The sequence below is a fragment of the Streptomyces sp. NPDC005494 genome (genome assembly GCF_042872025.1).
Taxonomy (GTDB): Bacteria; Actinomycetota; Actinomycetes; order Streptomycetales; family Streptomycetaceae; genus Streptomyces.
This window is the reverse complement of the sequence record NZ_JBIAJR010000001.1, coordinates 1214999-1231147: the sequence shown is the minus strand read 5'-3', so window position 1 is coordinate 1231147 and position 16149 is coordinate 1214999. Positions and strand designations below refer to the sequence as shown.

Below are 16149 nucleotides of genomic sequence, written 5' to 3'. Positions count from 1 at the left end.
GGTGCTCCGTAGGCTCAGTCGGTGTCCTCTGCAGCCTGCTCAACCAGCGGGATAATACGCAGGGGTACCGGGTTTTCCATGACGATCGCCGTGGAGGCCCGGACGATGCCATCAAAGCCCACGACCCGGTCGATCACCCGCTGGAGATCGGCGTTGGAGCGGGCCACGAGCCGGCAGAACATGTCACCGTGCCCGGTGGTCGTGTGCAGTTCCAGCACCTCGGGCACGCCACTCAAATGGGCACGTACATCGGCGCCTTGGCCCTGCTTGATCTCCAGCGTGGCGAAGGCGGTCACCGGGTAGCCGAGCGCCGCCGGGTCGACGTCCGGGCCGAACCCCCGGATGACGCCATTCGACTGAAGACGGTCCAGCCGCGCCTGGACGGTCCCGCGCGCCACACCCAGCCGGCGCGACGCCTCCAGTACACCGATACGGGGCTCGCGGGCCAGCAGCACGATGAGCCGGCCGTCCAGATGATCGATCGCCATGATCCGTCTCCGATGGTCAGCCTGTACAGATAGCCCGCCCATCCTCGCCGGAGGGTGGACACATTGACCAGTGAGGCGGCGAACTGTTGCGCACCTTGCGGAGCGGCGGGAACCTGCGGTCATGACTGAGACTCTGCACACCACCCCCGACACCGCCCGGCAGGCCGATCCCTTCCCGGTCAAGGGAATGGACGCGGTGGTCTTCGCCGTGGGCAACGCCAAGCAGGCGGCGCACTACTACTCGACCGCCTTCGGCATGAAGCTCGTCGCCTACTCCGGACCGGAGAACGGCAGTCGCGAGACCGCGAGTTACGTCCTGACCAACGGATCCGCCCGCTTCGTCCTCACCTCCGTCATCAAGGCGTCCACCGAGTGGGGCACCTTCCTCGCCGACCACGTGCACGCCCACGGCGACGGCGTGGTCGACCTCGCCATCGAGGTCCCCGACGCCCGCGCGGCCTACGCGTACGCCGTCGAGCACGGTGCGCGGGGCATCACCGAGCCGTACGAGGTCAAGGACGAGCACGGCACGGTCGTCCTGGCCGCCATCGCCACGTACGGCAGGACCCGCCACACGCTGGTCGAGCGCGGCGGGTACGACGGCCCGTACCTCCCCGGATACACGGCCGCCGACCCGATCGTCGAGCCCGCCGCCAAGAGGACCTTCCAGGCCATCGACCACTGCGTCGGCAACGTCGAGCTCGGCCGGATGAACGAGTGGGTGTCCTTCTACAACAAGGTCATGGGCTTCACGAACATGAAGGAGTTCGTGGGCGACGACATCGCCACCGAGTACTCCGCCCTGATGTCGAAGGTCGTCGCCGACGGCACGCTCAAGGTGAAGTTCCCCATCAACGAGCCGGCGATCGCCAAGAAGAAGTCGCAGATCGACGAGTACCTGGAGTTCTACGGCGGCGCCGGCGTCCAGCACATCGCGCTCGCGACGAACGACATCGTCGCGTCCGTACGCGCCATGCGGGCGGCGGGGGTGCAGTTCCTGGACACCCCGGACTCGTACTACGACACCCTGGGGGAGTGGGCGGGCGAGACCCGGGTGCCCGTGGAGACGCTGCGCGAGCTGAAGATCCTCGTCGACCGCGACGAGGACGGCTACCTGCTGCAGATCTTCACCAAGCCGGTCCAGGACCGTCCGACCGTCTTCTTCGAGATGATCGAGCGGCACGGCTCGATGGGGTTCGGCAAGGGCAACTTCAAGGCCCTGTTCGAAGCGATCGAGCGCGAGCAGGAGAAGCGCGGAAACCTGTAGTGACCTGAGTCCGAGATACGCCGGCAGTAGGCGGCTGCTTTGTCGAGGATCTCGTCGGCGGTCTTGGTCCAGATGAAGGGCCGTGGGTGGTCGTTCCGGTCGGCGACCCAGGCCCGGACGTCGCGTTCGAGTGCTTGGACTCAGTAGCCCGATGGTGCCGGTGCAGTGAGCCGATCACCTTGCAGGTTGCCACTTTCAGCTCCGCGAACAGGGTTGTGGTGCCGGCACGGATGCAGTCGTGGCTTCGTCGTTCCGGTACGCCCGGCAGCATCGGCAGCGCGGGCTGGGACTGGTCCAGGGCCTGGATCTGCGACTGCTCGTCCACGCAGAGAACCAGCGCCCGCGCCGGCGGACCCAGGTAGAGGCCACGACATCGCGGACCTTGTCGATGAAGAACGGGTCCGTGGACAGCTTGAACGTCTCGGACCCCGTTCGATGAAACGCCGCCGCCAGGTGCGGACCGTGTCGGCAGCACTATTCAGCCGACGGGACACCTCCAGGCTCGAGAGTGTCCCTCGGCGTACTCCAGCACGGCCTCGAGCGCTGATCCAGAGCCTGGCGCCGTCGTGCGACGACGCACCCGACAGTCCGGCACAGCCCGCTGCGCATCGGGCACCGACAAAAACGGCGGAATTCGGACCTGACCGGCTCATGAGCAACCAACGACGAACCTGCGACTCAGGTCACGAGATCGCCAACTGATCACAACGTCACACGGGCCCCTAATCGGAATGTCCAATTCCACGGAATTGCTGCTTCCGTTTCCCTTCGGGGGTAAGGGGGCAAGGGGGCAAGGGGGCAAGGGGGCGAGTGGAAATTTTCTCCTCAGTCGGGCCCCGATGTCCCAATAATATGCAACTGCCGTTTCATGCATGGCGCGCGCCACAGGTACTGGCTGTTGTGGCCGGTTTACGCCTCTAGACGCCCCGGCGTACTGGCCTATACCTTTCTCTTCGAACATGATCGTTCACCGTCCGTACGTCGCGTGTAAGTGGACTCGCTTTCGGCTCAGGATCGGAAAACCCTTGCCCAAAAACTTCTTCAGGGCCGCTGCAGTAGCCCTGTGCTTTACGGCGCTCAGTTCCTCTGCTTCTGCTCTCGAACCGCAGGAAGGTTCGGCCGCGGACAACGCCGTATTGCCTGCAGTTGTAAAACTGAGCGCAACGAACTCCACTGACGTCTCCCTCGCATCCGAGGGCGATGCCCTGTTGGATGAGTTCCGGGACCGAGCTGTCGCGGCCGACCCGACCTCGCCGCTGGCGGGTTACTCGGATGCGGAACTGCGCAGCAACTACAAGGTGCTGGACCTGTCGAACCAGGTCGCATCCAGGCTGGCGATGGACGACGGCTGTCACTGGCAGGACGAGTTCGTCGTCGTCGCGTCGCAGGTGCGGAGTGTCGCATACGTCAGCCTGCCCGAGGAGGACGGAGGCGCTGACCCAGCCATGGTGGAGCTGACCGAGGAGCAGCCCTGCCCCGTCGCCCTGGAGGTGACGGATGCTGCTGAGACGGATAATGACGGCGCTGAGACCGAACCCGGACCGCGAAGCGCCGCCGCTCCCATGGCCGCTGCGGCGGATGCGAAGATCGAACGGTACAACGTCGTCTGCTTTGCCCGAGTCCACTACGACGACACCTGGAACGATGGCTGTGCCGACAAGTACGTGGAGCGCAACGACGGCAACAAGTCGTACAACTACTACGGCATAAGAATGAGGGCCACCTGCGACTCCAGCGCGTTGTCAAGGCTCACCGAATGCGGTATCGGACAGCGGCGCGAGGACGGCTCAGCTCTGAAGTGGGTTGACTGGGCGCCCACAAGGGATTCCGACGGTGACTGCCGGACGATCGACTTGTCCATCAGCTTCGCCACTGTGGGTGCTGGCGGCTCGTACACGCACTGCGACGAAAAGCGTATCAACAAGTACTCCCAGGCTGGAAAGTTCAGCAGCTACTTCTACGGCAACACGGGATACGCGCGCGACACACAGCACAAGGTCACCGTAAGTGTCTGTCAGACGTGCTCCCGTCCCAACTGGACCTATTGGAGCAAGACGAACGGCTACGGCCTGTAGGCCCCACAAGGACCCGGAAATGCGCCCAGGGTGATGGCTTCTCTTCTGGGCGCATTTTCGCAATTCTGAAGGACTTGAAAATGAATCGTTGGGGTGTCCTCGCTGCGCTTTCTGTCCTCGCGCTCTCTTCCTGCTCGAAAAATGGCCCTAGCGAAATGGTTAGTGATGCGCAGGCTCGGCAGGGGCTTAGCGAGATCGTGCAGGTCGCTCAGGAAAGTCCAAGAAAGTTGTGCGATGAACATTCGCTCAACAAGGGGGCCTGTCGCGACGAACTGAAGATTTCGAGGGCGAGCTGCTTGGGCGCAGACCCCGAACCTCGTGTGATTAGTTCCACTGAAGTTCCAGGCGCTAAGGGTCGGCAGGGGGGAAGGCTGCTGGTCCTTGAGGGCGGTCCAAAGGGAAACGCTGACTACCGGACGGAAATGTTCTTCGCCTTCGACGGCTCCACTGTGAAATCAGCCGTTGCGGTCTATTGGACCGGTATGGGGTTTTCTCCGTCCCCGTTCGGTGAGGAAAATTCCCGGCCCGCAAAGCCCGCGTGCGGCTGAGCTCCCGGGATCCCGCACGCGCAGGCTCCCGGACCCTGTCATTCGATCGCGCGTGTGAGGGGCCCGGACGCGGCGTCCGGGCCCCTCACACGCGGTGCTGAGCAGGCCTACCGGTGCTCGGGGGCGACGTGCGTGGGCGGTCCACGGTCCGGCCGCCGACATCGTGCTCGTCCCGCACCGGCGTGGTGCACCCCCGGTCGTTCAGGAAGCACAGCAAACACCAGTGATGCCGGCGGTCAGCTACGGATCCGAATCATGCTTCGAGCCGTCCGAGCCTGTTTCGCCGCCGGATCCTCCGGAAGATTCCGGCAGTGACGTCCTCGGACTTGCGCCCCGTGGGCCAGGGGCCGGCCTTCGCCGGGCGCGGCTCAGGCGCGCCAACCCTCCGGGGCAGACAGAAGGGGCCCACTCCCGCCGGGCGTGCGGGCCCCTTCCCTGCGCGTGTTCCTACGGAGACGCCGTGGCCCCGGACTTCGTGGCGGGCGGCGAGGAGGCCGCCGACCGGGTGGGTTGCGCCTTCGGTTCCTCCTCCGCCTTCGGCCCGGACCCCGGCTCCGGCTGCGGCTCCGCGGAGGGCTCCGCGGAGGGCTCCGCGGAGGGCTCCGGGGCGGGCCCCATGTCCGCCGGGCCGCCGGCCGCGGGCTCGCCCAGGGCGTCCAGGGCCTCCCGCGCCAGCGGAGCGGCCAGCGGGGAGAAGTCCGGGTTCGTCCGGACCGACTCCTCCAGATGCCCGCGGGCCGGACCGTCCTGGCCCAGGGCACTCTCGATGACCCCCAGGTGATAGGCGTACGAGGCGTCCCGCACCCCCGTCTCCACCGCCTTCTCCGCGTACTGGAGCGCCTCCTCCGTCCGCCCGGCCCGGTGCAGGGACCAGGCCAGCGTGTCCGCCACCGCCGAGCTGCGGCGCTGCGCGGCCCACTCCGCGAGCATGAGCTCCACCGCTGCCTCCGGGTCGCCGTGGTCGGCTTCGAAACGGGCCTCGGTGAGCGACTCGTCGACGCCGGCCGTCCGCGCCTCGGCGAGGAGCTCACGGAGCTCGGCGTACTGGGTGCGGGCGTCGCCGTCCAGGCCCAGTGACTCGTACAGCTCACCCAGTTCGAGCACGTACTCCGGGCGGGGGAGCTTCGCCGTCACCGTGCGGTAGTCCGCCAGCGCCTCGTCCGTGCGGTCCAGCGCCACCATGGCACGCGCCCGGCCCGCGCGGGAGGCGAGGTTCCCCGGATCGGTGCGCAGGGCCGCGTCGTACTGCGCGAGGGCTTCCGCGGGCTCCCCGCGCTCCGCGGCGAGTTCCCCGAGACGGTGCAGCGCCGCCGTCCTCTCGGCGGGTGTGGCCGCCCGGTCCGCCGCCTCCTGGGCGGTGGCCAGGGCATCCTCGCGCCAGCCCTGGTCGCGGTACATCTGCGAGGTTCCGGCGAGGGCGGGGAAGCCCTTGCGCAGCGTCCCGAACTTCTCCACGGACTTCGCGGCCGCCGCGTAGTCCCCGAGGCCCCTGTACGCCTCGATCAGGACGGGGTACGCCGTCCAGTCCTTCGGCTGCCGGGTGCGGACCGTCTCGCCCCACTTCTTCGCGGCGAGGAAGTCGTTCCGCGCGTTGGCGAGCGCTCCCAGGCCCACCCAGGCCGGGGTGTTGCCCCGCTCACCGGGCTGGGCCGCCAGCGACCGCTGGAGTGCCTGCTCCGCCCGGGTGTAGTAGGCGGCGTCAGCGGACCGGCGCCCCCATTCGACGTACGCCGTGCCCAGCACCGCCCAGGACGGCGCGTCCGCCGGGTGCGTCTCGACCCACTTCTGCCGGTCCCCGATCAGCGCCGTCAGGTCGGACAGGGACGCCGGGGAGCCCGCCGCCGCGGCGGCCTCGGCCCGCGCCACGGGCCCCGGCGTGGGCGGTGCGGACGCCTCCTCGTCACCGGGTACGGCGATCACCGCGCCCGCCACGAGCACGGCACCGGCCACCGCTCCCAACGCCGCCCTGCGCAGCGTGGTGCGCATCGGCGCGGGAGGTGGCGGGACGGACGTCGCACCCTGGGGCGGCAGGGTGGAGGGGGAGGGCTCCGGGTTCTGCTGCGGCTTGGCATCCATGGCCATCACTCTGCGTCAGTACGAAGATCGCATCGCGCTGCGCGAAGGCTGACGCAGACGGGTTCACACCATTGGCCCCGGGTGTCACGCTTGGATCATGGACGCACTCCTCGAACGACTGCGCACAGGTCTTCCCGCCGAGGCACTGATCACGGACCCGGCCGTCACCGCCTCGTACGCCCACGACATGGCCAGCTTCTGCGAGGCGGGCGCCCCCGCCGTCGTGGTGCTGCCGCGCACGGTCGAGGAGGTCCAGCACGTCATGCGGACCGCCACCGAGCTCCGGGTGCCCGTCGTGCCCCAGGGCGCCAGGACCGGACTGTCGGGTGCGGCCAACGCCTCCGACGGCTGCATCGTGCTCTCCCTGGTGAAGATGGACCGCATCCTGGAGATCAGCCCGGTCGACCGGATCGCGGTCGTCGAGCCCGGCGTCGTCAACGCCACGCTGTCCCGCGCCGTCGACGAGCACGGGCTGTACTACCCCCCGGACCCGTCGAGCTGGGAGATGTGCACCATCGGCGGCAACATCGGCACCGCGTCCGGCGGACTGTGCTGCGTGAAGTACGGCGTCACCGCCGAGTACGTCCTGGGCCTGGAGGCCGTCCTCGCCGACGGCCGGCTGCTGAAGACCGGGCGCCGCACCGCCAAGGGCGTCGCGGGATACGACCTCACCCGTCTCTTCGTCGGTTCGGAAGGCAGTCTCGGCATCGTCGTCAAGGCCGTCCTCGCCCTGCGGCCCCGGCCGCCGCAGCAGCTCGTGCTCGCCGCCGAGTTCCCCTCCGCGGCCGCCGCCTGTGACGCCGTGTGCCGGATCATGGAGCGGGGACACACTCCGTCACTCCTCGAACTGATGGACCGTACGACGGTGCGTGCCGTCAACGCGATGGCCTCCATGGGACTCCCCGAGACCACCGAGGCGCTCCTGCTCTGCGCCTTCGACACACCCGACCCCGGCGCCGACCTCGCGGCCGTCGGCGAGCTGTGCGCGGCGGCGGGCGCCACCGAGGTGGTACCGGCCGAGGACGCCGCCGAGTCGGAACTCCTGCTGCAGGCCCGCCGGATGTCCCTCCCCGCGCTGGAGGCCGTCAAGTCCGCCACCATGATCGACGACGTCTGCGTGCCACGGTCCCGGCTGGGCGCCATGCTCGAAGGGACCGCCGCCGTCGCCGAGAAGTTCGGGCTCACCATCGGCGTCTGCGCCCACGCGGGCGACGGCAACACCCACCCCGTCGTCTGCTTCGACCACACGGACCCCGACGAGTCGCGCAGGGCCCGCGAATCCTTCGACGAGATCATGGCGCTGGGCCTCGCACTGGGCGGCACCATCACCGGCGAGCACGGCGTCGGCGTACTGAAGAAGGAGTGGCTCGCCCGCGAACTGGGCGAGGTGGGACTTGAGTTGCAGCGCGGCATCAAGGCCGCCTTCGACCCGCTCGGCCTGCTCAACCCCGGCAAACTGTTCTGACGGCCGCGCCCCACGGCTCAGGCCTCGCCGTCCTGCGGTTCGTCCTGCGACCAGGGGTCGCTCAGCCACAGGTCGTCGGCCGGCATCGGGGTGAGCAGCTCGGCGAGCGCCCCGTCCAGCCCGAGCAGCTCACTCTCCGTACCTGGCGGCACCACCCGCAGGGTGCGTTCCACCCAGGAGGCCACGACCGCCGACGGCAGCTCCAGCAGAGCGTTGCCGTCGGGCGAGGTCAGCGCGACGCAGATGACCCCCTGGTCACCGACCCTGGTCGGCCAGATCCGCACGTCCCCGTGCCCGCACGGCCGGAACACCCCCTCCACGAGCAGCTCACGCGCGAACGTCCAGTGGACGGGCGCATCGGAGCCGATGTGGAAGGTGATGTGCACGGCGAACGGGTCGTCGGTGAAGTACGAGAGCCGGGCGGGCACGGGGATGGACCGCTCCGGCGACAGGACCAGTTTCACTTCCAGCTCGCGTTCCACGGCGTTCTGCATGAGGGTGCACGACCTTCCGATGCTCGTAGGGGCCGGTCCCATGACCGGTCCGCACAAGGAGAGAGCGCCCTCCCGGACGTCTATGACGCGACTTCCAAGAAAAACTTCCGGCGGCCCGGAAAGTGGTCCAAACACCAGGACAGGCCCGGCGGCAGCCGGCTGTCTGATAGATGTGGACCCTTGTATTGAGGTCGGCCACCCCCCGACGGCCGGCCGGCCTGAGGCCTCGAAGAGATACGGGACCACGGTGATGAGCGCCCCAACCCCGGCACCCGGTGACGAAAGCCCCCGCGAGGGGTACTACCCCGACCCGTCCATTCCCGGATACGTCCGGTACTGGAACGGAGCTTCGTGGGTCCCCGGCACCAGCCGGCCCGCGCCCCAGCAGGGCGAGACGACTCCGGCCGCGCAGCCCGCCCAGGCCGCGGACGCGGCCCCGCGGCGGCCCGCTCCGGTGGAGGAGACCGGCCCCATGTACCTCGACGAGGTCGACGGCGCCGAGGCGAACGCCCCGGGCGCCGGCGCCGAGCCGGAGGTGGCCCCCAGCCGCCCCCGGCCCGCAACCGCGTGGCAGGCCGACACCTCCCGGCAGACCGGCTTCGGCGGCGAACGCGACCGCCGCGTCTCCTGGGGCGGCCAGGATCCCCGTACGCAGGATCCCGCACCGGCCGCACCCGCACCGGCCGCACCGGCCGCACCGGCACCGGCGGTTCCGGCGGTTCCGGCCCCGGCCGCACCGGCGGACAGCGCCCCGGCCGACCCCCGCGGCACCGAGGTCCCGGACCCGACCCGCGGCGCCCTGCCCGGCATGCGGGACGGCAACGGCAACGGCAACGGCGACGTGTCCGACGGCACCGTCGCCATCCGCCTGGACCGGCCGGGCGCCGGCGACGCGGGCCGCCCGCCGACCGACGGCACGGTCACGATCCGGGCCGTGGGCCCCGCCGGCACCTCCCGGCCCCCGCGCCCGCGCGACGAAGGAACCGCCCCCGCCGACGGCACGATGTCGATCCGCGCGACGCCGCCCGCCGCCGCCCGACGGCCCTCCGCGCCTTCTCCGGCCCCCGCCCCGGCACCGGCTCCGGCCCCGCGCCAGGCGCAGCCGCCGGCGCTGCCCACCCCCCTCACCCCGGGCCCCGGCGGCGGCTCCGCCTCCTGGGCGCAGCAGGTCCACCAGCTCGCCCAGCCCGAGCAGGCCGCCCGGCCGCAGCAGCCCCGGCAGCCAAGCCCCGTACCCGCCCCGCAGCAGGGCGCCCGCGCGGAGCAGCCGGTGGTGCCGTGGAAGCCGCCCGTCGACGACCCGTTCCAGCAACTGGCCCGGGCCCAGGCCTCCGCCAGGCCCGCGGGCCTCGGGAGACGACTGGCCGCCCGGATCGTCGACACGGTCGTGCTCGGCGCGCTCGTCGGGGCGATCGGCTTCCCGCTGGCCACCCGGGCCACGGACCACATCGACCAGAAGATCGACGCGGCGAAGCAGTCCGGCGAGACGGTCACCGTCTGGCTCCTGGACGCCACCACCGCCGGACTCCTCGGCGGGGCGATCGCCGCGTTCCTGGTGCTCGGCTTCGTCCTGGAGGCCCTGCCCACCGCCAAGTGGGGCCGCACGCTGGGCAAGAAGCTGTGCGGCCTGGAGGTGCGCGACATCGAGTCCCACGACTCCCCGGCCCTGGGCGCGGCGCTGCGCCGCTGGCTCGTGTACGGGGTCCTCGGTCTCCTCGTGATCGGCGTGGTCAACGTGCTCTGGTGCCTGATCGACCGTCCCTGGCGCCAGTGCTGGCACGACAAGGCGGCCCGTACCTTCGTCGCGGGCTGAGCGAGCCCCGCGTCCCTGCCGGCACACACCCCCTCCGTCCCACCTCCCTCCAGGAGCCCTGGTGCAGAATCTCGCGGATGCGATCGAGTCGATGGAGCAACTGGTCGTGGGCTGGCGGGCGATGGTGCTCGACCGGGACGCGGCGGCGGACGTGCGCGACCTGCCGGGCATCGCCGTACGGTGGGCCGACTCGCGCTTCGCCTTCTGGAACTGCGTCACCCTGACCGACGTCGGCGCGGACCCGGCACTCGTACGGCAGCGCCTGGGGCACGTCGCGGAGATCATGCGCGCCAAGGAGCGGCCGGGGTTCCTGTGGGTCTTCGAGGACCTCCTGACCGCCGAGGCGCGCGCGGCACTCGGCGAGGCGGCCGGGCAGGCGGGCCTCGTGCACGCCTTTCCCGGCACCGGCATGGCCGGGGACCTGCTGCCGCTCCCGGCACCGGCCCACCCCGACCTGACGTTCGTCCGAGTGAGCACCGACGAACACCTGCGGGCGTACGCCGACCTCAACTCCCAGGCGTACGGATTCCCGCTGGAGGACGGCCGCGACGGCCTCGTCGGCTCCGCGCTGTGGAAGGACGGGGTGCACGCCTACCTGGGCCTGCGGGACGGCGTGCCGGTGACGTGCGCGGCGACGGTGGAGGCGGCCGGCCGTCTGTTCGTCGTGCTCGTCGCCACGGCCCCCGGGTGGGAGCGCAGGGGCTACGGCGAGGCGGTGACCCGCAAGGCCCTGTACGAGGGCGGCCGGGCCACCGGGCTGACCCGTGCGACCCTGCACGCGACCGCCGCCGGCGCGCCCGTGTACCCGCGCATCGGGTTCGAACCGAACTCCCCGATGGCCTTCTACGCGCTGAAGGACTAGGACCGCCGCCTCCCCGGGGCATTCCCACTGGATGTCGGCGGGGGTGGCGGCCCCTCGTCGCCGGCGGCCCGGAAGCGGCCCGTACGCCCGTGTGCTGACGCCCCGTCCCCCGAAGGGACCTCAGCCGTTGCGGGTGTTTGCGGGGCGGGGTGCACTGCCCCCATGAGCAACGAACCACCGCCCCCGCCGCCCGGTCAGCCGCCCGAGGACGACCCCTTCTCCAAGAGGCCGCCGCAGGGGCCTGGGCCGGGTGGCTCGCCCTACGGCGGTGGGACGCCTCCGCCTCCGCCCCCGCCACCCGGTCAGGGCCCGTACGGCGGCGGCCCGTACGGCGGTGCCGACCCGCTGGCGGGCATGCCGCCGCTCGCGGAGCCGGGCAGGCGGATCCTGGCGCGGCTGATCGACTTCCTCATCATCTCGATCCCGCTGTATCTGATCTCGCTGCCCTTCGGCGGGGCGGTCGACGTCACCTCGGACGACGGCAACGACGACTTCGGCACGGCGGTCGGCAACACCTACAGCGGGCATCAGCTGGTCTGGTCGCTGATCGGCCTGGTGGTGTACGTCGCCTACGACACGTACTTCACGCACAAGGACGGCAGGACCCCCGGCAAGCGGCTGCTGAAGATGCGCGTCGCGATGCTCAACGACGGCTCGGTCCCCGACACGAGCTCCTCGCTGATGCGGGCCGTGGTGCTCTGGCTCCCGGCCCTGCTGTGCTGCCCGTGCCTGTGGTGGCTGATCAACATCGTGCTGATGTTCACCGACAAGCCCTACCGGCAGGGGCTCCAGGACAAGGCCGGGAAGACCGTGGTCGTCAGCGTCCCCTGAGCCGGCGGGCGGCCGGGCCGGTCAGCGGTGCAGCGAGTGCTCGCTCATGCGGCGCCGCTGGGCGGCGGCGATCTCGATGTCCTCGATCGTGCGGTGCGCCCGGACCGACGAGGGTACGGGTGCCACCCTCCGGGCCGTCCTCGTGCGCGCGGGCACGCTCATGGCGACCAGCAGCCCGAGCACCAGCGCCGCGGTGCACACAGCGGCGACGGCGACACCCGATTCCGCGCGGAACAGCAGCAGCATGGCGAGGGCCGAGAAGACGACGGTGGCCGAACCGAAGGAGATCTGTGCGGCAGTCGGACGCGGCATGGCGGTATCCGTCCTCGGGGCGTCGGATGGGGGAGTCTCTCGACTCGTTCGCACTGTCAATCGACTCTACGACGGTGGATGCCCCTGAGGAACGGCCAGTAAGCGTGACCTAACCCACGGTACCGGTGCACAGGGGGCGCACTGAGTCACGCGGATGCCGGAGTGAGCCGTGGGCGCGCCGGTCGGCGGCCGGCCCCGCTCGGGTTCCGTCCGGATAGCGGAAGTGGACTCCCGCATAGTGCACTTGGCCTGTTCAAGTCAAGATCTGTCTTTTCTCTCATAACTCCGATCCAATGTCGTCACTTGTGACGCGTTAATCCGCGCGCGGCCCTTCTTCACCCCCTGGCCGCGGACGCGAACGCCGGGGAGGACTGCATCAAGTGACCACTCAGAGACGGGCGATACGGGCGGCTGCCGTAGCCGTGTGCCTGGCCGCCACCGCGGCGACGGCATCGGCCTTCGCCACCGCGCAGGCCGATGACAGGACGTCAGGATCGAACGCCCCCGTCGTGGACCGGCGCGACCCCGCGCCGGTCAAGGCGCACGAGCACGACCTCGAAGGCCCCTTCAGCAAGGAGCAGGACGCCCAGCGCCAGGCGGCGCTGGAGCAGGTCCTGTCCGGCGACAAGAAGGTGACGACCAAGGGCGGTTCCAAGGTCGTCAAGCTCGGCAAGAGCAAGTACGTCGAGCTGGGCCGCGAGACGACCGACAAGATCTTCACCATCCTCGTGGAGTTCGGCGACCAGGTCGACGACACGACGATGTTCGACCCGGACGGCGACGGCCCGAAGCCCCCGGTCAAGAAGTTCGGCGGCACGCCCGGCCCGCTGCACAACGAGATAGCCGAGCCGGACCCGGCGAAGGACAACAGCACCGCCTGGCAGGCCGACTACAACCAGGCCCACTTCCAGGACCTCTACTTCGGCGAGGGCAAGGGCAAGGACTCGCTGAAGACGTACTACGAGAAGACGTCCTCCGGGCGCTACTCGGTCGACGGCGAGGTCTCCGACTGGGTCAAGGTCCCGTACAACGAGGCGCGTTACGGCTCCAACTACTGCGGCTCGACCAACTGCGCCAACGTCTGGGACACCGTCCGCGACGGCGTCAACGCATGGGTCGCCGACCAGAAGGCCCAGGGCCGCACCCTGGACCAGATCAAGGCCGACCTGGCGCAGTACGACCAGTGGGACCGCTACGACTTCGACGGTGACGGCGAGTTCAACGAGTCCGACGGCTACATCGACCACTTCCAGCTGGTCCACGCCGGCGAGGACGAGTCCGCGGGCGGCGGCGTCCAGGGCACCGACGCCATCTGGGCGCACCGCTGGTACGCGTACAAGACCGACGCCGGTGCGACGGGCCCCGAGGGCAACAAGGCCGGTGGCGCCCAGATCGGTGACACGGGCATCTGGGTCGGCGACTACACCGCGCAGCCCGAGAACGGCGGCCTGGGCGTCTTCGCCCACGAGTACGGTCACGACCTCGGCCTCCCGGACCTGTACGACACCTCCGGCGGCGGCGAGAACTCCGTCGGCTTCTGGTCCCTGATGTCGGCGGGCTCCTGGCTCGGCACCGGCGACGGCCAGATAGGCAACCTCCCGGGCGACATGACCGCCTGGGACAAGCTCCAGCTCGGCTGGCTCGACTACGCCTCGGCGAAGGCGGCCACGGCCTCCACGCACAAGCTGGGCGTCGCGGAGTACAACACCAAGAACAAGCAGGCGCTGGTCGTCGAGCTGCCCGATAAGGCCGTCACCACCACGGTCACGAAGCCCGCGGAGGGCTCGAAGCAGTGGTGGAGCGACATGGGTGACGACCTGTCGAACACCCTGACCCGCTCGCTCGACCTCACCGGGAAGACGTCCGCCTCGCTGGACCTGTCCGGCTGGTACGACATCGAGGCCGACTACGACTACCTCTACACCGAGGTGTCCGAGAACGGCGGCAGCAGCTGGACCGCGCTCGACGGCACGGCCGACGGCCAGGCCATCCCGCGTGACGCCAGCGACAAGCCGGCTCTGACCGACGTCTCCGGCGCGTACAAGAAGCTCGTCTTCCCGCTGGACGCCTACGCGGGCAAGAAGATCGACCTGCGCTTCCGCTACCAGACGGACGGCGGCGCGGGCGGCAAGGGCTTCGCGGCCGACGCCATCACGGTCACCGCCGACGGCTCCGCGCTCTTCACGGACAACGCCGAGGGCGACGACAACGGCTGGACCGCCAAGGGTTTCTCGCGGATCGGTGAGTCGTTCACCAACGACTACCCGCAGTACTACATCGCCGAGAACCGCCAGTACGTCTCGTACGACAAGACCCTCGAGGTCGGCCCGTACAACTTCGGCTTCTCCACCACCCGTCCCGACTGGGTCGAGCACTACGCGTACCAGAACGGCCTGATGGTCTGGCTCTGGGACACCTCGCAGAAGGACAACAACACCTCGGCCCACCCGGGCCAGGGTCTGATCCTGCCGGTGGACTCGCACGCCAAGCCGCTGAAGTGGACGAACGGCTCGCTCCTGCGCAACAAGATCCAGCCCTTCGACGCACCGTTCAGCTGGTACCCGAACAAGGGCTTCACGCTGCACAACGCGGACGTGGCGCTCAAGATCAAGCCGTCGCTCGGCGTCCCCGTCTTCGACGACCGCAAGGGCACCTACTGGTACGAGGAGAACCCGACGGGAAGTGTCAAGGTTTCTGACACCAACACCCGGATCTCCATCGTGGACGAGCCGCTCGACGGCTCGACGATCACGGTGAAGGTCGGCCCCTCGACCAAGTAGTCGGTAAACCCGCAGGTCAAAGCATGATCGGCCGTCGCCCTCTAGCGGGCGGCGGCCGATCGTGTTTAGGTGCGTCCTACCGGATCCTTATTGACACGAAGTCTCACGGGGGAGCGCGAAGCATGGCAGGCGGCGGTTTCTGCAGGTTGCCCAACGGCACGGTGGTGGTGGCACTGACCCTGAACAGCCCGTCCGGCGGCTCCGGCCCCGGAGCACCGGTACGGGTGCTGGTGCACGCGGCGAACCGGGCGCGCGCCCTGACCAGGCTGCGCAACCTCGGACTGCGCGCGGTCTACCTCAGGGGGAACGCCCAGCCGCCCACCCCGGACGAGGTCACGGCGGTCCTGCACCACCCGGACGGCCTGCTGTGGCGCACGGCGCCCCAGGCCGCCCAGGAGCTCTGGCACCCCATACGGGCCCTGCTGGGAACCTCCGGATACGCGGGACCCGCCCGCCCGGCGGCCTGAGCGGATCTGCGGGGCTCAGACGACCGGCTTCCCGGACAGCTCCACGCCTGCGGTCCGCAACTCCTCCAGGGCCCGCGCCGTGGTCCCCTCGGCGACACCGGCGGTCAGGTCCAGCAGGACCTGCGTGACGAAGCCCTCGCGGGCGGCGTCCAGGGCGGTGGCCCGTACGCAGTGGTCGGTGGCGATACCGACGACGTCCACAGCGGTGACGGAGCGGTCGCGCAGCCACTGGGCGAGCCCGGTGCCGTTCTCGTCGACCCCCTCGAAGCCGCTGTACGCCGCGGCGTACGCCCCCTTGTCGAAGACGGTGTCGATCGCGCCGGAGGCGACCGCGGGAGCGAAGTTCGGGTGGAAGCCCACCCCCTCCGTGCCGGCGACGCAGTGCGGCGGCCAGGAGTGCTCGAAGTCCGGCGCCGAGGAGAAGTGGTCACCCGGGTCGACGTGATGGTCCCGGGTGGCCACCACATGGCGGTATCCGGGCTGTGCCGCACCGATCAGGTCGGTGATGGCGGCGGCGACATCGGCGCCGCCCGCCACCGCGAGGCTGCCGCCCTCGCAGAAGTCGTTCTGAACGTCGACGACGATCAAGGCGCGATGCATGACGGTTGTCCTTCGATGGGGGGCCGGCGGGTCGTGCGGGGCATGCACGGTGGGGATGTCACCGAGCCTAG

The 16149-nt window shown here is 69.9% G+C and carries 13 protein-coding genes and 1 pseudogene; 8 read left to right on the top strand and 6 right to left on the bottom strand.

Annotated elements, in window-relative coordinates:
* Nucleotides 1-14: 14 nt before the first annotated feature.
* On the bottom strand, nt 15-488 hold the full coding sequence (locus ACFYQ6_RS05515) for an Lrp/AsnC family transcriptional regulator (RefSeq protein WP_145801239.1): 474 nt from the start codon (nt 486-488) through the stop codon (nt 15-17).
* A 121-nt stretch (nt 489-609) separates the two neighbouring features.
* On the opposite strand from ACFYQ6_RS05515, the gene hppD reads away from it, so the two are divergent.
* The gene (gene hppD / locus ACFYQ6_RS05510; protein ID WP_388760737.1) at nt 610-1755 is read left to right on the top strand and encodes a 4-hydroxyphenylpyruvate dioxygenase; all 1146 of its coding nucleotides are present in this window, start codon (nt 610-612) and stop codon (nt 1753-1755) included.
* A gap of 139 nt (nt 1756-1894) precedes the next feature.
* On the opposite strand, the pseudogene ACFYQ6_RS05505 reads toward hppD, so the two are convergent.
* Nucleotides 1895-2178, bottom strand: a pseudogene (locus tag ACFYQ6_RS05505) (IS630 family transposase); the annotation flags it as partial.
* A gap of 602 nt (nt 2179-2780) precedes the next feature.
* Here ACFYQ6_RS05505 and ACFYQ6_RS05500 point away from each other — a divergent pair.
* The gene (locus tag ACFYQ6_RS05500) at nt 2781-3830 is read left to right on the top strand and encodes a hypothetical protein (RefSeq protein ID WP_388760733.1); all 1050 of its coding nucleotides are present in this window, start codon (nt 2781-2783) and stop codon (nt 3828-3830) included.
* A 995-nt stretch (nt 3831-4825) separates the two neighbouring features.
* Here ACFYQ6_RS05500 and ACFYQ6_RS05495 read toward each other — a convergent pair.
* Complete coding sequence (locus ACFYQ6_RS05495; RefSeq protein ID WP_388760730.1) at nt 4826-6454, bottom strand: tetratricopeptide repeat protein; 1629 nt, start codon at nt 6452-6454, stop codon at nt 4826-4828.
* A 97-nt stretch (nt 6455-6551) separates the two neighbouring features.
* Between ACFYQ6_RS05495 and ACFYQ6_RS05490 the strand changes: the two genes are divergently transcribed.
* Nucleotides 6552-7919 (top strand): FAD-linked oxidase C-terminal domain-containing protein, encoded by a 1368-nt coding sequence (locus ACFYQ6_RS05490; RefSeq protein ID WP_361572061.1) that lies wholly within the window; start codon nt 6552-6554, stop codon nt 7917-7919.
* A 17-nt stretch (nt 7920-7936) separates the two neighbouring features.
* Here ACFYQ6_RS05490 and ACFYQ6_RS05485 read toward each other — a convergent pair whose 3' ends face one another.
* Nucleotides 7937-8413 (bottom strand): SsgA family sporulation/cell division regulator, encoded by a 477-nt coding sequence (locus tag ACFYQ6_RS05485; protein ID WP_388760727.1) that lies wholly within the window; start codon nt 8411-8413, stop codon nt 7937-7939.
* Between the two features lie 250 nt (nt 8414-8663).
* Here ACFYQ6_RS05485 and ACFYQ6_RS05480 point away from each other — a divergent pair, with 250 nt between their 5' ends.
* From ACFYQ6_RS05480 to ACFYQ6_RS05470, 3 genes are all read left to right on the top strand, one after another.
* Nucleotides 8664-10226, top strand: coding sequence for an RDD family protein (locus ACFYQ6_RS05480; RefSeq protein WP_388760724.1), 1563 nt, complete (start codon nt 8664-8666; stop codon nt 10224-10226).
* Nucleotides 10227-10287: 61 nt separating this feature from the next.
* Nucleotides 10288-11088, top strand: a complete 801-nt coding sequence (locus ACFYQ6_RS05475; protein WP_361572053.1) for a GNAT family N-acetyltransferase — start codon at nt 10288-10290, stop codon at nt 11086-11088.
* A 162-nt stretch (nt 11089-11250) separates the two neighbouring features.
* Nucleotides 11251-11919, top strand: a complete 669-nt coding sequence (locus ACFYQ6_RS05470; protein WP_361572051.1) for an RDD family protein — start codon at nt 11251-11253, stop codon at nt 11917-11919.
* 21 nt (nt 11920-11940) lie between these two features.
* On the opposite strand, the gene ACFYQ6_RS05465 is transcribed toward ACFYQ6_RS05470, so the two are convergent.
* Complete coding sequence (locus ACFYQ6_RS05465) at nt 11941-12231, bottom strand: hypothetical protein (RefSeq protein ID WP_361572049.1); 291 nt, start codon at nt 12229-12231, stop codon at nt 11941-11943.
* 380 nt (nt 12232-12611) lie between these two features.
* On the opposite strand from ACFYQ6_RS05465, the gene ACFYQ6_RS05460 reads away from it, so the two are divergent.
* Nucleotides 12612-15011: an immune inhibitor A domain-containing protein gene (locus ACFYQ6_RS05460; RefSeq protein WP_388760719.1), complete on the top strand. Its 2400-nt coding sequence runs from the start codon at nt 12612-12614 to the stop codon at nt 15009-15011.
* 122 nt (nt 15012-15133) lie between these two features.
* Nucleotides 15134-15478, top strand: coding sequence for a hypothetical protein (locus tag ACFYQ6_RS05455; protein WP_361572044.1), 345 nt, complete (start codon nt 15134-15136; stop codon nt 15476-15478).
* Nucleotides 15479-15493: 15 nt separating this feature from the next.
* Here the strand turns inward: ACFYQ6_RS05455 and ACFYQ6_RS05450 are convergent, their stop codons facing one another.
* On the bottom strand, nt 15494-16078 hold the full coding sequence (locus ACFYQ6_RS05450) for an isochorismatase family protein (RefSeq protein WP_361572042.1): 585 nt from the start codon (nt 16076-16078) through the stop codon (nt 15494-15496).
* Nucleotides 16079-16149: the final 71 nt, after the last annotated feature.

Excerpts from the sequence above, each read along its gene's own strand:
- ACFYQ6_RS05515 (WP_145801239.1), bottom strand. The coding sequence starts at position 488 with ATGGCGATCGATCATCTGGACGGCCGGCTCATCGTGCTGCTGGCCCGC.
- hppD (WP_388760737.1), top strand. The coding sequence starts at position 610 with ATGACTGAGACTCTGCACACCACCCCCGACACCGCCCGGCAGGCCGAT.
- ACFYQ6_RS05465 (WP_361572049.1), bottom strand. The coding sequence starts at position 12,231 with ATGCCGCGTCCGACTGCCGCACAGATCTCCTTCGGTTCGGCCACCGTC.
- ACFYQ6_RS05450 (WP_361572042.1), bottom strand. The coding sequence starts at position 16,078 with ATGCATCGCGCCTTGATCGTCGTCGACGTTCAGAACGACTTCTGCGAG.
- ACFYQ6_RS05495 (WP_388760730.1), bottom strand. The coding sequence starts at position 6,454 with ATGGATGCCAAGCCGCAGCAGAACCCGGAGCCCTCCCCCTCCACCCTG.
- ACFYQ6_RS05455 (WP_361572044.1), top strand. The coding sequence starts at position 15,134 with ATGGCAGGCGGCGGTTTCTGCAGGTTGCCCAACGGCACGGTGGTGGTG.
- ACFYQ6_RS05470 (WP_361572051.1), top strand. The coding sequence starts at position 11,251 with ATGAGCAACGAACCACCGCCCCCGCCGCCCGGTCAGCCGCCCGAGGAC.
- ACFYQ6_RS05485 (WP_388760727.1), bottom strand. The coding sequence starts at position 8,413 with ATGCAGAACGCCGTGGAACGCGAGCTGGAAGTGAAACTGGTCCTGTCG.
- ACFYQ6_RS05480 (WP_388760724.1), top strand. The coding sequence starts at position 8,664 with ATGAGCGCCCCAACCCCGGCACCCGGTGACGAAAGCCCCCGCGAGGGG.
- ACFYQ6_RS05490 (WP_361572061.1), top strand. The coding sequence starts at position 6,552 with ATGGACGCACTCCTCGAACGACTGCGCACAGGTCTTCCCGCCGAGGCA.